The 13,975-nt window shown below is 75.3% G+C and carries 14 protein-coding genes; 11 read left to right on the top strand and 3 right to left on the bottom strand.

Features of this window, described 5'->3' with window-relative positions; genetic code table 11:
• Nucleotides 1–11 precede the first annotated feature (11 nt).
• Both HNR08_RS10900 and fbaA read left to right on the top strand, forming a co-directional pair.
• On the top strand, nt 12–671 hold the full coding sequence (locus tag HNR08_RS10900) for a TrmH family RNA methyltransferase (protein WP_146832745.1): 660 nt from the start codon (nt 12–14) through the stop codon (nt 669–671).
• Nucleotides 672–820: 149 nt separating this feature from the next.
• Nucleotides 821–1,843: a class II fructose-bisphosphate aldolase gene (fbaA, locus tag HNR08_RS10905; RefSeq protein WP_146832742.1), complete on the top strand. Its 1,023-nt coding sequence runs from the start codon at nt 821–823 to the stop codon at nt 1,841–1,843.
• Between the two features lie 101 nt (nt 1,844–1,944).
• Here the strand turns inward: fbaA and HNR08_RS10910 are convergent, their stop codons facing one another.
• The gene (locus HNR08_RS10910) at nt 1,945–2,244 is read right to left on the bottom strand and encodes an STAS domain-containing protein (RefSeq protein WP_246802887.1); all 300 of its coding nucleotides are present in this window, start codon (nt 2,242–2,244) and stop codon (nt 1,945–1,947) included.
• Nucleotides 2,245–2,474: 230 nt separating this feature from the next.
• On the opposite strand from HNR08_RS10910, the gene HNR08_RS10915 reads away from it, so the two are divergent.
• Nucleotides 2,475–4,667, top strand: coding sequence for an ATP-binding SpoIIE family protein phosphatase (locus tag HNR08_RS10915; RefSeq protein ID WP_246802886.1), 2,193 nt, complete (start codon nt 2,475–2,477; stop codon nt 4,665–4,667).
• Nucleotides 4,664–4,810, top strand: a complete 147-nt coding sequence (locus tag HNR08_RS10920) for a hypothetical protein (protein WP_168430096.1) — start codon at nt 4,664–4,666, stop codon at nt 4,808–4,810. The genes HNR08_RS10915 and HNR08_RS10920 overlap by 4 nt, the downstream gene beginning before the upstream one ends.
• A 43-nt stretch (nt 4,811–4,853) precedes the next feature.
• On the opposite strand, the gene HNR08_RS10925 is transcribed toward HNR08_RS10920, so the two are convergent.
• A complete protein-coding gene (locus HNR08_RS10925; RefSeq protein ID WP_146832735.1) occupies nt 4,854–5,216 on the bottom strand; it encodes an STAS domain-containing protein in 363 nt (120 codons plus the stop codon).
• 92 nt (nt 5,217–5,308) lie between these two features.
• Here HNR08_RS10925 and HNR08_RS10930 point away from each other — a divergent pair, with 92 nt between their 5' ends.
• Nucleotides 5,309–5,731 (top strand): DUF3151 domain-containing protein, encoded by a 423-nt coding sequence (locus tag HNR08_RS10930; protein WP_146832732.1) that lies wholly within the window; start codon nt 5,309–5,311, stop codon nt 5,729–5,731.
• A 116-nt stretch (nt 5,732–5,847) separates the two neighbouring features.
• Nucleotides 5,848–7,134: an adenylosuccinate synthase gene (locus HNR08_RS10935; RefSeq protein ID WP_146832730.1), complete on the top strand. Its 1,287-nt coding sequence runs from the start codon at nt 5,848–5,850 to the stop codon at nt 7,132–7,134.
• Here the strand turns inward: HNR08_RS10935 and HNR08_RS10940 are convergent.
• Nucleotides 7,109–8,446, bottom strand: a complete 1,338-nt coding sequence (locus tag HNR08_RS10940) for an MFS transporter (protein WP_146832727.1) — start codon at nt 8,444–8,446, stop codon at nt 7,109–7,111. The two genes, HNR08_RS10935 and HNR08_RS10940, sit on opposite strands and share 26 nt — an antisense overlap.
• A 69-nt stretch (nt 8,447–8,515) precedes the next feature.
• On the opposite strand from HNR08_RS10940, the gene HNR08_RS10945 reads away from it, so the two are divergent.
• The 5 genes from HNR08_RS10945 to HNR08_RS10965 all read left to right on the top strand — a co-directional run bounded on the left by HNR08_RS10945 (nt 8,516) and on the right by HNR08_RS10965 (nt 13,956).
• Nucleotides 8,516–9,130 (top strand): winged helix-turn-helix domain-containing protein, encoded by a 615-nt coding sequence (locus tag HNR08_RS10945; protein ID WP_146832724.1) that lies wholly within the window; start codon nt 8,516–8,518, stop codon nt 9,128–9,130.
• Nucleotides 9,131–9,194: 64 nt separating this feature from the next.
• Nucleotides 9,195–10,457, top strand: a complete 1,263-nt coding sequence (gene purD / locus HNR08_RS10950; RefSeq protein ID WP_146832721.1) for a phosphoribosylamine--glycine ligase — start codon at nt 9,195–9,197, stop codon at nt 10,455–10,457.
• A gap of 80 nt (nt 10,458–10,537) precedes the next feature.
• The gene (locus tag HNR08_RS10955; protein ID WP_146832718.1) at nt 10,538–11,713 is read left to right on the top strand and encodes an ATP-binding protein; all 1,176 of its coding nucleotides are present in this window, start codon (nt 10,538–10,540) and stop codon (nt 11,711–11,713) included.
• 106 nt (nt 11,714–11,819) lie between these two features.
• Nucleotides 11,820–12,740: a phosphoribosylaminoimidazolesuccinocarboxamide synthase gene (locus HNR08_RS10960; RefSeq protein ID WP_371862351.1), complete on the top strand. Its 921-nt coding sequence runs from the start codon at nt 11,820–11,822 to the stop codon at nt 12,738–12,740.
• Nucleotides 12,741–12,882: 142 nt separating this feature from the next.
• Entirely contained in the window at nt 12,883–13,956 is a 1,074-nt protein-coding gene (locus HNR08_RS10965) for an iron-siderophore ABC transporter substrate-binding protein (protein ID WP_246802885.1), read from the top strand.
• Nucleotides 13,957–13,975: the final 19 nt, after the last annotated feature.

Here is a 13,975-nt window from a genome sequence, read left to right on the forward strand (position 1 = left end):
GGGCGGGCCCGGTGAGCGAGCAGCCCCCCGACGGCGCCCCCGAGGTCGGCGTCGGACCCTGGCCGGGCGGCCCCGCGGCGTGGCCCGACGACCCGCGCTACGACCCCGACCTGCTCGCGCACGGCGACCGCCGCAACGTCGCCGACCGGTACCGCTACTGGACCGTCGAGGCCGTCGTCGCGGACCTCGACACGCGGCGGCACCCGTTCCACGTGGCCATCGAGAACTGGGCGCACGACCTCAACATCGGCTCGGTGGTGCGGACCGCGAACGCGTTCAACGCCGCGGGGGTGCACGTCGTCGGGCGGCGGCGGTGGAACCGGCGCGGCGCGATGGTCACCGACCGGTACCTGCACGTGCACCACCACCCCGACGTCGCCGACCTGCTCGCGTGGGCCGCGACCGCGGGGCCGGGCGGCGGGGCGCTGCCGGTGCTCGGGATCGACAACGTGCCGGGCTCGGTCCCGCTCGACGGCTACCCGGTCCCCGAGGCGTGCGTGCTGCTGTTCGGGCAGGAGTCCGCGGGGCTGTCGGAGGCGGCCCGCGCCGGGGCCGAGGCGGTGCTGCACATCGACCAGTACGGGTCGACCCGGTCGATCAACGCGGGGGCCGCGGCGGCGATCGCGATGCACGCGTGGGCGGTCCGGCACGCGGGGCCGCCGCCGTCGTAGGCGGCCGTGCTCGGTGGCACCGAGGTCGCCCGGTCCTGGGCCGACGTCGCTCGGGGGCGTCCGTGGGCAGGACGTCCCGGACGGCCCGCTCCGCGGACGTGCCAGACTTGGTGCGATAGCGAACCCCCTCTTTCTTTGGAGCTGCTGCGATGGCCATCGCCACCCCCGAGGTGTACGCCGAGATGATCGACCGGGCGAAGGCGGGCAAGTTCGCCTACCCGGCCGTGAACGTCACCTCCTCCCAGACCGTCACCGCTGCGCTGCAGGGCTTCGCCGAGGCGGAGTCGGACGGCATCCTCCAGGTGTCGGTCGGCGGCGCCGAGTACGCGTCGGGCTCGACGGTCAAGGACCGCGTCGCGGGCACCCGCGCGCTCGCCGCCTACGCCGCCGAGGTCGCCAAGGGCTACGGCATCACGGTCGCCCTGCACACCGACCACTGCGTGAAGAAGAACCTCGACTCCTGGGTCCGGCCGCTGCTGGCGCTGGAGGCCGAGGAGGTCAAGGCCGGCAAGAACCCGACCTTCCAGTCGCACATGTTCGACGGCTCCGACATCCCGCTGGACGAGAACCTCGTCATCGCGGCCGAGCTGCTCGAGCTGTCGCAGGCCGCGCGCACGATCCTCGAGATCGAGGTCGGCGTCGTGGGCGGCGAGGAGGACGGCCACGAGGCCGAGATCAACGAGAAGCTCTACACCACGGCCGAGGACGGCCTGGCGACGGTCCGCGCCCTCGGCGCCGGCGAGAAGGGCCGCTACCTGACGGCCCTGACCTTCGGCAACGTGCACGGCGTGTACAAGCCGGGTGCCGTCAAGCTGCGCCCGTCGATCCTGGCCGACATCCAGAAGGCCGTCGGCGCGGAGATCGGCAAGGAGAGCCCGTTCGACCTCGTGTTCCACGGTGGCTCGGGCTCCACGGCCGCGGAGATCGCCGAGGCGGTCGACAACGGCGTCATCAAGATGAACATCGACACCGACACCCAGTACGCGTTCACGCGGCCGGTCGTCGCGCACATGTTCACCAACTACGACGGCGTCCTCAAGGTCGACGGCGAGGTGGGCAACAAGAAGGCCTACGACCCGCGCGCCTGGGGCAAGCTGGCCGAGGCCGGCATGGCCGCCCGCATCGTCGAGGCCGCGCAGCAGCTGCGCTCGGCCGGTCAGCGCCTGCGCTGATCGCGGTCGCGTCCTGACGCGACGAGGGCCCGGTCACCGACTCGGTGACCGGGCCCTCGTGCGTGCGGGGTGCGGGCGGGCGGTGCGGGCGGGCGGTGCGCTCAGCCCGCGGGCGGCGCGTCCTCCACGACGTCGAGCAGCTCGCCGATCCGGGTGACCTCCAGCAGGAACTGGACGGTCGGCGGCACGTGCAGCAGCCGCACCCGGTGCGGGGTGCGCATCGCGAGCCGGGCGAGGAACGCCACGCCGGACGAGTCCATGAACGTCACGTGGTGCGCGTCGATCTCGATGGGCACGCCCGCCTGCTCGGCGTCCGTCGTGGCCTGCGCGAGATCCGGTCCGAGGTCGGCGTCGACCTCGCCCGACAGGACGATCGTCGTCCGGTCGGGGGACAGGATCACGTGGACCGAACCCGGCTCCCCGGCGGCGTCGCGCGACCCGGGTGCGGTCGGCGCGGGCGCGCCTTCCGAGGCCTGGTCCCCGGCGAGCCCGCTCGGCGGAGTGCTGTTACCGTCGCGCACGATGCTCCCTTCCGTCCGGATGGCGGTCGCACGCGACCGCGCCGGGTGTCGGCTCGTCCCGGTGGGTGGCTTCGCCGGAACCTGTCGGGAACGCTAGACGATCGGAGGCGGTGGTGGTCAACTCCACGACCGGTGACGGCGGCGAGGAGACCCTGCTGGCCATCGGCCGCGCGGTGGGCCAGGTCGTCGGGATGCCGGTGCTCGTGGCCGCCGCCGAGCCGCCGGACTGGCCGATCGTCTGGGTGAACCGCGCGTTCACCGAGGTGACCGGGCTCACGCTCGAGGACGTCGCGGGACCGGCCGCGGGCATGATCGCGCCCGCCGCGGAGGACTCCTCGGGGTTGCACCAGCTCCAGGACGCCGTGCTCGCGGAGCGGGCGACGTCCGCGCTGCTGCGGCTGCGCCGCGCCGACGGCGACTGGTTCTGGGCGCGCACCGTCGTGACGCCGGTCGTCGGCGGGGACGGCGGCCGGCCGTCGCACTGGGTGGCCGCGCTCGTCGACGTGACGTCCGAGGTGGACCGCGACGCCGCGGTGGCCGCCGAGGTCGAGGTGGTCCGCCAGGAGAGCGAGGACCTCGCCCTCATCGGCACGGTGTCCGACCTGGTGATGGACCTGGACGACCCGTACGGCCTGCGGGCCATCGCGGAGCTGCTGTCCCGCCGGGTGGTGTCCTGGGCGGGGTTCTACGTGGACGACGACGGCCTGCACGCCGCGGACGGCGTCGACACGACGCGGGTGTCCTGGGCGCAGCGCCGGCAGCCCGCCGGGGCGCCGGGGCCGTTCGTGCCGCGGCGCGGGGCCCGGTCCGCGGTGCCGGACGCGGTGCAGCGCCTGCTGGACGGCGAGGGCGAGGGCGCCGTCGCGATCGACTTCGACGTGTCCGCGACCTACGAGCCGCGGACGGCGTCGGCGTGGCTGGCCGCCGACCTGCGGGCGCGCATCCCCGGCGGCGCGGGCCTCGGGCACGTCGCGGTGCTCGCGCTGCCCGGGCGGCACCGGGTCCTCGGCCTGCTGGCCGTCGTCCCGCGCGGGGCCGAGCCCGGGCAGGAGGACGGCGTGCCGGGGCGGGTCGGCCTGGACGAGCGCACCCGCACGATCCTGTCCCTGACCGGCCGCCGCGTGGGCCTCGCGATGGAGAACGTCCGCCTGTACGCGCGCGAGCACCGCGTCGCCGAGACCCTGCAGCGGGCGATGCTGCCGGAGCAGGCCGAGGTCGACGGGCTGGACGTCTGGTCGTACTACGCGCCGAACGTCGTGTACGCGCAGGTCGGCGGCGACTGGTACGACGTCGTGCAGATCTCGTCCGACGTGGTCGGCGTGGTCATCGGGGACGTCGTCGGGCACGACGTGGAGGCGGCCGCCGCGATGGGCCAGCTCCGGTCGGTGGTCCGCGCGTACGCGTTCGAGGTGACCGAGCCCGGGCCCGTCCTGGAGCGGGTCGACACGCTGGTCGGCGGCATGCGCATCCCGCGGTCGGCCGGGCTCGTGCTGACGACGCTCACCCGGCGCGGCGGCGACGAGGGCGGCTGCCCGTCCTGGCACCTGGAGTACTCGCGGGCCGGCCACCTGCCGGCGCTGCTGGTCCGGGACGGCGAGGTCGTGCTGCTCGACGGCGCGGGCGGCGCGCTGATCGGCTTCGGCGACGGGCAGCGCACCACGGCGCGGGCCGACCTGCGGCCGGGCGACGTCCTGGTCTTCTACACGGACGGGCTGATCGAGCGCCGGGACCGCGCGCTGCTCGACGGTGTCGCCGCGCTGCGCGAGGTCGCCGCCGGGGCCACGGCGGTGGACGCCGCGGGCATCGGCGAGGAGCTGCTCGCCCGCCTCGCGGACAGCCCGGAGGACGACGTCGCGGTCGTCGTCGTGCGCATCCCCGACCTCACCGACACCTCGGGGCACGGCGGGAACGTCCGCAGCCGCCGCTGGCAGCTGCCGAGCGAGCCGGCGTCGATCGCCCGGGCCCGGCACGCCGTGCTCCGGACCTGCCACGCGTGGGAGCTCGGCGACGCGTCGAACGCCGAGCTCGTCGTGTCCGAGCTGGTCGCGAACGCGGTGCTGCACGGCTGGGGCCGCGTCACGCTGCGGCTGCACGACACCGGCGAGGGGCTGCGGATCGAGGTCGAGGACTCCAACCCGACGCCGCCGGTCGCGACCGAGGGGCACCCCGGGCGGATCGGCGGGTTCGGGATGCGGATCGTCGAGCGGCTGGCGGACTGGGGGTGGCGGCCGTCGCGTGGGGGCAAGGTCGTGTGGGCCCGCGTCCGGCCGCCGGAGGGCGGGGCCGCGCAGACCACCGCGTGAGCATCCCGCCGGGGACGTCGGAGCCCACGCGGGACACGGCGGCGGCGATCGACGACGTGATCGCGTCAGCGGGTCAGCCGGGTGCCGGGACGGAGCTGTTCCGACGTGCGGCCGGCGAGGTCGTCGCCGAGGAGGACGGGTGATCCGGCGTCTCGCGGTCGACGCGGATCGCGCCGCGCCCTGACCTCAGGCCGGGGAGGACGCGTCCTGCGCGACCGCGGCCGGCTCGTCCGGCGCGCACCGGTGGTCGGGGTCGATCCGGAACAGCTCCAGCGCCCCGCAGATCTCCAGCACGAACAGGTCCCGCGGGTCCGCCCCGCGCAGCACGGTCGCGCCGCCGCGCTTCCGGCTCGCGTCGGCGAGCGAGATGAGGAACGCCGCCCCGGTGGAGTCCATGAAGGTCACGCCGCACATGTCGATGACCAGCAGCTGGCGGCGCAGGCCCACCACGCGCGCGGCGATCTCGGGGAACTGGTCGCGCTCGGCGAGGTCGAGGTCGCCGGCGATGACGAGCGTGGTCGTCGCGGCCGAGGTGGCGATCTCGATCATGGTGACCTCCGGGAGGCATGCAGGGGCTGGACGACTGTAACCACGGGGTGCCACGCCCCGCATGCGCAGCGCCGCGCTGCGACACTGGGCGCATGACCGGACCGAACCTGCTGGAGCCCGAGCCCACCCGTCTGCCCCAGGGCGCGGACGCCGACGCCCGCGCCGTCCTGACCGCCGGCGGGGACCCCCGCGACGCCGCGCGCGCCGTGCCCACGTCGTCGCTGGCGTGGGCGCTGCTGGCCGAGCGCGCGCTCGCGGACGAGGGCGACCCGGTGGCGGCGTACGCCTACGCGCGCACCGGCTACCACCGCGGGCTGGACGCGCTGCGCCGCGCCGGCTGGCGGGGGCGCGGGCCGGTCCCCGCCGACCACGAGCCGAACCAGGGCTTCCTGCGGGCGCTGCTCGCGCTCGCGGAGGCGGCGGAGGCGATCGGGGAGGACGACGAGGCGGAGCGGTGCGCGCAGTTCCTCGTGGACTCCGGGACGTCCGCGGCGGAGGTGGCCGAGCTGCGCTGAGCGCCGCAGGCCGCTGATCACCGGCCTCCGGTAGCCTTTCGGAGGTACTGGGGTCACCTGCCGCCCCGTGCCCGGACCGGTGTGCCGTCGCGAGGCAGGGTGGGAGTGGTGATCACATGCCGGCCGTCGTGGTGCTCGGGACCCAGTGGGGTGACGAGGGCAAGGGCAAGGCGACCGACCAGCTCGGCTCGCGGATCGACTACGTCGTGAAGTTCAACGGCGGGAACAACGCCGGGCACACGGTCGTCGTCGGGGGCGAGAAGTACGCCCTGCACCTGCTGCCCTCGGGCATCCTGTCGCCCGGCGTCACGCCCGTCATCGGCAACGGCGTCGTCATCGACCTCGAGGTGCTGTTCAGCGAGATCGACGCCCTGCAGGCCCGCGGGGTCACCGCGGAGCGGCTGCTGGTGTCGTCCGCCGCGCACGTCATCGCCCCGTACCACCGCACGATCGACAAGGTCACCGAGCGGTTCCTCGGCAAGCGGAAGATCGGCACGACCGGCCGCGGCATCGGCCCGGCGTACGCGGACAAGATCAACCGCGTCGGCATCCGCATCCAGGACCTGTTCGACGAGCACATCCTGCGGCAGAAGGTCGAGGGCGCCCTCGACCAGAAGAACCACCTGCTGGTGAAGGTCTACAACCGGCGCGCGATCACGGTCGACGAGACCGTCGAGGACCTGCTGCGCTTCGCCGAGCGGCTCCGCCCCTACGTCGCGGACACCCCGCTCGTGCTGAACCAGGCGCTGGACGCGGGGAAGACGCTGGTGTTCGAGGCCGGCCAGGCCACGATGCTCGACGTCGACCACGGCACGTACCCGTTCGTCACCTCGTCCTCGGCGACCGCGGGCGGCGCGTGCACCGGCTCGGGCGTCGGCCCGACCCGGATCGACCGCGTCGTCGGTGTCGCGAAGGCGTACACCACCCGGGTCGGCGAGGGCCCGTACCCGACGGAGCTGTTCGACGAGGACGGCGAGTGGCTGCGCCGCACCGGCGGCGAGTACGGCACCACGACCGGCCGCCCGCGCCGCACCGGCTGGTACGACGCCGTCGTCGCCCGGTACTCCTCGCGGATCAACGGCCTGACGGACCTCGTCGTGACGAAGCTCGACGTCCTCACCGGCCGGGACCGCATCCCGGTCGCGGTGGCGTACGACGTGGACGGCCGCCGGTTCGACGAGATGCCGGACGACCAGAGCGACTACCACCACGCGACGCCGGTGTACGAGTACCTGGACGGCTGGTCCGAGGACATCACGGGCGCCCGGGAGCTCGACGACCTGCCGAAGGCCGCGCAGCGCTACCTGGCGCGGCTGGAGGAGATCAGCGGCACCCGGATCTCGGCCGTCGGCGTCGGCCCGGGCCGCGAGGCGACGGTCAGCATCCACGACCTGCTGGGCTGACGGGGTCCGGCGCCGGCAGCTCCGCCGCCGCGACGGTGCGCTGCCGGACGGTCGCGGCCGGGTAGGCCAGGCCGGCGAGGGACAGCACCGCCGCGGCGAGCAGCACCGGAGCGAGGCCCCACGCCCCGGCGGCCGCGCCCGCGAGCAGCGCGCCCACAGGCATCAGGCCGAACGCGAGCGTGCGGCCGGCGCCGCCCACCCGCCCGAGCATCGAGGCCGGCACGAGGCGCTGCCGCATCGACGCCGAGAGCACGTTCGACAGGGTGTTGCTGAACCCGGTGAGGAAGAACGCCGCGCCGACCGCCCAGGGCGACGGGGCGAGCACCGGGACGACCAGCAGCGCGGACATCGCCGCCCAGCCGCCGAGCAGCACGCGGAGCTCCCCGACGTGCCGCAGCAGCCGTTCGACCACGAGCGAGCCGAGCACCGCGCCGAGCCCCATCGCGACGCCGAGCAGGGGGTACTGCGCGGCGGACATCCCGACCCGCGACCCGTCGCCGACGGCCCAGAGCACGAACACGGCTGTGTAGCCGGTGAAGCACATGTTGGCGACGGCGCCGGCCACGAGGAGCGGGCGCAGGACGGGGTGCCGCAGCAGGAAGCCGACGCCCTCGCGGACCTCGTGGAGCGCGCGGCGGGCCGGGGCCCCGGCGGCGTCGGGGGCCGCGTCGGGGGCCTCTGCGGGGGCGTGCCGGAACCGGCCGCGGACGCCGCGCAGGAGCGTGACGACCGCGAGCACCGCCAGGCCGGCGGGGACCCCGAACGCCCAGCCTGCGCCGAGCGTGAGCAGCGCCCCGCCGACCGGCCCGCCGACGAACGACCCCGCGACCTGCTGCACGGCCAGGACCCGCCCGTTCGCGGCCTGCAGCCGGGACCGCGGCACGACGTCCGGGACGAGCGCGGACTGCGCGAGGTCGGCGAGCACGTCGGTCGCGCCGTACGCGAGGACCAGGAGGACCAGCGCGGTGATCGACATGCGCCCGGTGACCGCCAGGGCGACGGCCCCGGCCAGCAGCACCGCCCGGGCGGAGAGCGCCAGCACCTGGACGGTGCGGCGGTCGTGCCGGTCGACGACGACGCCGCCGACGATGCCGAGCAGCAGCCAGGGGAGCCACACCGCCGCGGTCACCAGGGCGACCGGGCCGGGCTCGCGGGTCAGGGTGACGGCGTACAGCGGCACGGCGGTCTGGACGATGCCGTCGCCGAGGTTCGCGGCGGTGGTCGCGCCGAGGAGCGCGTGGAACCGGCGCCCGAGCGGCTCCGCGGCGACGGCGGGCGCGGGCGTGGGCGCGGTCGGGGCTGGGGTGGTCATCGCGGATCCTCGGGCTAGGCTGGACAGAGGAAGTTATGCAAAGAAGTCTCTGCAAAGGTAGCTCTGCACATGGATGACGTCAACGCCTCGCGCCCGCGGTCGGTCGGGGCCGACGCGCTCAAGGCCTTCACCCACCCCCTGCGGATGGCGATGATCGACCACCTGCAGGAGCACGGGCCCGCGACGGCGACGCAGCTCGCGCGCGCCCTGGGGGAGAGCACCGGGCAGACCAGCTACCACCTGCGGCAGCTCGAGCGGCACGGCTTCGTCGAGGACGACCCGGAGCACACCGGGGGGCGCGAGCGCTGGTGGCGGCCGGTGTCGTTCTGGGTGGACGGCGCGGCGCTGCGCGAGGACCCCGCCGGGGCCACCGCGCTGCGCGCCACCCAGCGGTGGGTGGTCGCCGAGCGGATGCGCGTGCTGAACGCGTGGGCCGAGGCGGACGACCCGGACCCCGTGTGGGCCGAGGTCGGCACGAGCTCGCGGGCCACGGCGCACCTCGTGCCGGCGGAGGCGGAGGCGCTGATCGCCGAGCTGGAGGCCGTCGTGCGCCGGCACCTGGACGCGGCCAAGGCCCGGCAGGACGCCGAGGGGTCCGACGGCCGGCGCCGCGTGCGGGTCTACGTCGACGTGCTGCCGCTGCCGGCGGACGTGCCCGCGGACGCCCCGGCCGGCGACGGCTGAGCGCCCGCGTCCACCCTCCGGCGCGCCGCGTGGCGGTGCGCGCCCGGTCGGTAGGGTCGGCGGCGTGAAGATCCTCGTCGTCGGGACCGGCGCCCGCGAGCACGCCCTGGCCCTCGCCCTCTCCCGCGACCCCGAGGTCACCGGCCTGCACGCCGCGCCCGGCAACCCGGGCATCGGCGAGGTCGCGACCCTGCACGTGGTGGACCCCCTGGACGGTGCCGCGGTCGCGGCGCTGGCCGTCTCGCTGGGCGCGGACCTGGTCGTCGTCGGCCCGGAGGCGCCGCTGGTCGCGGGGGTCGCGGACGCCGTGCGCGCGGCCGGGATCCCGGTGTTCGGCCCGAGCGCCGCGGCGGCACGGCTCGAGGGGTCGAAGGCGTTCGCCAAGGAGGTGATGGCCGCCGCGGGCGTGCCGACCGCCGACCCGCGCGTCGTCACCGACCCCGCCGAGGCCGCGTCGGCGCTCGACACGTTCGGCGCCCCGTACGTCGTCAAGGACGACGGTCTCGCCGCGGGCAAGGGCGTCGTCGTCACCGAGGACCGCTCCGTCGCGCTCGAGCACGCCCTCGCCTGCCTGGCCAAGCCCGGCGGCCGCGTGGTCGTCGAGGACTACCTCGACGGCCCCGAGGTGTCGCTGTTCGTGCTCTCCGACGGCGCCACCGTCGTGCCGCTCGTCCCCGCGCAGGACTTCAAGCGCGTCGGCGACGCCGACACCGGCCCGAACACCGGCGGCATGGGCGCGTACACGCCGCTGCCGTGGGCGCCGGAGGGCCTGGTGGCCGAGGTCGTCGCGCAGGTCGCGCAGCCCACCGTCGACGAGATGGCCCGCCGCGGGACCCCGTTCGTCGGGGTCCTGTACTGCGGGCTCGCGCTGACCTCGCAGGGCACCCGGGTGGTCGAGTTCAACGCCCGGTTCGGCGACCCGGAGACGCAGGTGGTCCTGGCCCGGCTCGCCACCCCGCTCGCCGGGGTGCTGCTCGCCGCCGCCACCGGGCGCCTCGCCGACCTGCCGCCGCTGGAGTGGCGGGACGACGCCGCGGTGACCGTGGTGGTCGCGTCGTCCGGGTACCCCGAGGCGCCGCGGACCGGCGACCCGATCACGGGCCTCGCGGAGGCCGCCGCGGTGCCGGGGGTGCACGTGCTGCACGCCGGGACGGCTGCCGGGCCGGACGGGTCGGTCGTGTCCGCCGGCGGGCGCGTGCTGTCGGTCGTGGGCACGGGCCCGGACCTCGCCGCCGCGCGGGCCGCCGCCTACGCGGGCGTCGAGCGCATCGCCCTGGACGGGTCGCACCACCGGTCGGACATCGCCCGGGCGGCCGCAGAGGCCTGACGCCGCCTGAGTGCCGCCGCGGTATGGTTGAGTATGTCTGAGTATTGGGCCCACTCGCATAGTCGGCTAGATTTCGGTAGATGCGGCCTGACCTGAACCCCTACGCCCCCGGCTCGGGCCTGCGGCCCCCGGCGATGGTCGGGCGCGATGCGCAGGTGCACGCCTTCGACACCGTGGTGGCACGCACGGGGAACCGTCTGCACAACCGCGGCATGGTTCTCTCGGGTCTGCGCGGTGTCGGGAAGACGGTCCTCCTGAACTCGCTCCGCGCGCATGCCGACCGGCACGGGTGGCTGACGGTCGCGATCGAGGCCAAGCCCGGGGAGCTGGGCGGCAGGAGCGTGCGCACCCGGTTGGGCCGCGAGCTGCTCACCGCGGCGCGCCGCTACAACCGACCGGGCCTGCGCGAGCGTCTCGCGTCGTCGTTCGCGAGCATCGGCTCGTTCTCGGCCTCGGTGGGCGTCACCGGCATCTCGCTGGGCGTCGACGTCGCACCCGGCCGGGCGGACTCCGGGCAGATCGAGCTGGACCTCGAGGAGATGGTCGAGGACGTCGCCTCCGCGTTGCAGACGGAGGGCAAGGGGTTCGGGATCTTCATCGACGAGATGCAGGACGTCGACGACGAGCTGCTCTCCGCGCTGCTCTCGGTCCAGCACGTCGCGGGTCAGCAGGGCTGGCCCTTCTACGTCGTGGGTGCCGGACTCCCGAGCCTCCCGGCGACGCTGAGCGCGTCCCGCTCGTACGCGGAGCGCCTGTTCGACTACCACCAGATCGGTGCGCTCGCCCGCGACGCCGCGGCGTCGGCACTGACCGAGCCCGCGAGCCGGCTCGGCGTCGCCTACACCCCGGACGCGGTCGACGCGCTCGTCGGCGCCTCGGCCGGCTACCCGTACTTCCTCCAGGAGTACGGGAAGGCTGTCTGGGACCTGGCGCCCGACAAGACCATCGACGCCTCGGATGCGGCGGTGGCACTCGATGTCGGGCGGGACCAGCTCGACCAGGGGTTCTTCCCGGCCCGGTGGGACCGCGCCACTCCCGCCGAACGGCGCTACCTCCGGGCCATGGCGCGCGACGGGGATGGCGGGTCGGGCACCGGGGAGGTGGCGCGGCGTCTCGGGATCAAGCAGGCCAGCCTCGGTCCTGCGAGGGCCCAGCTCATCGCCAAGGGCCTGATCTACGCACCCGAGCACGGCCGCGTCGCCTTCACCGTCCCTGGCATGGCGGCGTTCATCGGGCGTCAGTTCGGCGACGCCTGACCGCCGAAGGTGCTGGTGAGCCCGGGCGGCCTGATGGCCCGCGGACAGGTCCGTACGCCTGGACGCCGGCCCCGGGCCGTCCGCCGGCTGCGGCAGGATGACCCCCATGACCGCACCCGCGCTGCCCGGCTGGACGCACACCTACTCCGGCAAGGTCCGCGACCTGTACGTCCCGGACACGACCCAGGCGGCCGGCGCGGCCGTGGCCGAGCGGCACGGGGACGTCGTGCTGGTCGTCGCCAGCGACCGGGTGAGCGCGTACGACCACGTGCTCGAGCCCGGCATCCCCGGCAAGGGCGTGGTGCTGACGCAGCTGAGCCTGTGGTGGTTCGCGCAGCTGGCCGACGTGGTGCCGAACCACGTCGTGTCGGCGGAGGGCCCGGACGTGCCCGCCGAGGTCGCGGGCCGGGCGATGGTCTGCCGGCGCCTGGACATGTTCCCGGTGGAGTGCGTCGCGCGCGGCTACCTCACGGGCTCCGGCCTGGCGGAGTACCGCTCCGCCGGCGCGGTGACCGGGATCCCGCTGCCGGAGGGGCTGGTGGACGGCTCCCGGCTGCCCGAGCCGATCTTCACCCCGGCGACGAAGGCCGAGGTCGGCGAGCACGACGAGAACGTGACGCTGGACCAGGTCGCGGCGACGCTCGGGCGCGAGCGGGCGGAGCAGCTGCGGGACCTCACGCTCGCCGTCTACGGGCGGGCGGAGCGGCTGGCGCGCGAGCGCGGGGTGGTGCTGGCCGACACCAAGCTGGAGTTCGGCCTGGACGCCGACGGCGTCGTGACCCTGGGCGACGAGGTGCTGACGCCGGACTCGTCGCGGTTCTGGCCGGCGGACGCCTGGCAGCCGGGGCGGGCGCAGCCGAGCTTCGACAAGCAGTTCGTCCGCGACTGGCTGACGTCGGCCGCCTCCGGCTGGGACCGGGCCGGCGACGTGCCGCCCCCGCCGCTGCCGGCCGACGTGGTCGCGCGGACCCGGGACCGGTACCGGGAGGCGTACGAGCGGCTGACCGGGACGGCCCTCGCCCTCTGAGGGCGGGACCTCGGGCCTGGACCGCGGGGTGCGTCGAGCCGTAGGTTAGGCTTGCCTCATTGTCGCGGCGCCGTCGCCGGTCCGTGAGCCTGGGGCTCCCACCGGTGCGGGCGCCGAACGTCCACCTGAACGGAGCACCCCCGTGCACGCTCGCACGACCTCGCCGCGCCCGGGCGCCCGCCGCGGCCTGGCCGCCGTCGCCGCGCTCGGCGCCGCCGCCCTGCTGCTGACCGCCTGCTCGAGCGACGACGCCGCGGACGACGCCCCGGCCGCCGGCGGCGACGAGACCGCCGCCGCGGACGACGCCTTCCCCGTCACCATCGAGTCCAGCCTCGGCGAGGCCACCATCGAGGCGAAGCCGGAGCGCGTCGTCGCGCTCGGCTGGGGCGCGGCGGACATCGCGTTCTCGCTGGGCACGACGCCGGTCGGCATCGAGAGCGACGACTGGGCGGGCGACGAGGACGGCTACCAGCCGTGGTTCCGCGCCGCCGTCGAGGACGCGGGCGAGGAGCTGCCCGAGACCATCACGATGTACCCGGAGCTCGACGTCGAGGCGATCATCGCGCTCGAGCCCGACCTGATCCTCGCCACGCAGTCCGGTATCGACCAGGCGACCTTCGACCAGCTGTCCGACTTCGCGCCGGTCGTGGCCTACCCGGGCCAGGCCTGGGCGACCCCGGTCGAGGACCAGATCACGATCGCCGCGCAGGCGCTGGGCGTGCCGGACCAGGCGGCCGGGCTCATCGACGGCATCCAGGCCGAGTACGACGCGGTGGCCGAGGCGCACCCGGAGTGGGCGGACATCACCTACGCGTACGTGTACGGCGGCGACCAGGCGGGCTCCCTCGGCGTGTACATGCCGGGCGACACCCGCGTGGCGCTGCTGTCCAGCCTCGGCCTGGAGCTCGCGCCGTCCGCGGCCGGGCTCGAGCCGGACCCCGGCTCGTTCTACGCGACCCTCGGCCTGGAGAACGCCGACCAGCTCGACGACGTCGAGCTGCTGTTCACCTGGTTCAACGACGAGGACGAGCAGGCCGCCACCGAGGCGCAGCCGCTGTGGCAGCAGATGCCGGCGTTCCAGTCGGGCGCGTACCTGCCGATGCTCGACCGGCAGCTCGGCATGGCCGTCACCGTCGCGACCCCGCTGAGCGTGCCCTACGCCCTGGACGCGTACGTCCCGCAGATCGAGGAGGTCGTCGCGAAGGTCGCCGGCTGACCCGACGACCCCCGCGACC

Origin of the sequence: Cellulomonas hominis (genome assembly GCF_014201095.1) — a bacterium.
Taxonomy (GTDB): domain Bacteria; phylum Actinomycetota; class Actinomycetes; order Actinomycetales; family Cellulomonadaceae; genus Cellulomonas; species Cellulomonas hominis.

Coding starts and splice junctions, on each gene's coding strand:
- fbaA (WP_146832742.1), top strand. CDS start 821: ATGGCCATCGCCACCCCCGAGGTGTACGCCGAGATGATCGACCGGGCG.
- HNR08_RS10925 (WP_146832735.1), bottom strand. CDS start 5,216: ATGATCGAGATCGCCACCTCGGCCGCGACGACCACGCTCGTCATCGCC.
- HNR08_RS10930 (WP_146832732.1), top strand. CDS start 5,309: ATGACCGGACCGAACCTGCTGGAGCCCGAGCCCACCCGTCTGCCCCAG.
- HNR08_RS10935 (WP_146832730.1), top strand. CDS start 5,848: ATGCCGGCCGTCGTGGTGCTCGGGACCCAGTGGGGTGACGAGGGCAAG.
- HNR08_RS10940 (WP_146832727.1), bottom strand. CDS start 8,446: ATGACCACCCCAGCCCCGACCGCGCCCACGCCCGCGCCCGCCGTCGCC.
- HNR08_RS10945 (WP_146832724.1), top strand. CDS start 8,516: ATGGATGACGTCAACGCCTCGCGCCCGCGGTCGGTCGGGGCCGACGCG.
- HNR08_RS10955 (WP_146832718.1), top strand. CDS start 10,538: ATGCGGCCTGACCTGAACCCCTACGCCCCCGGCTCGGGCCTGCGGCCC.
- HNR08_RS10960 (WP_371862351.1), top strand. CDS start 11,820: ATGACCGCACCCGCGCTGCCCGGCTGGACGCACACCTACTCCGGCAAG.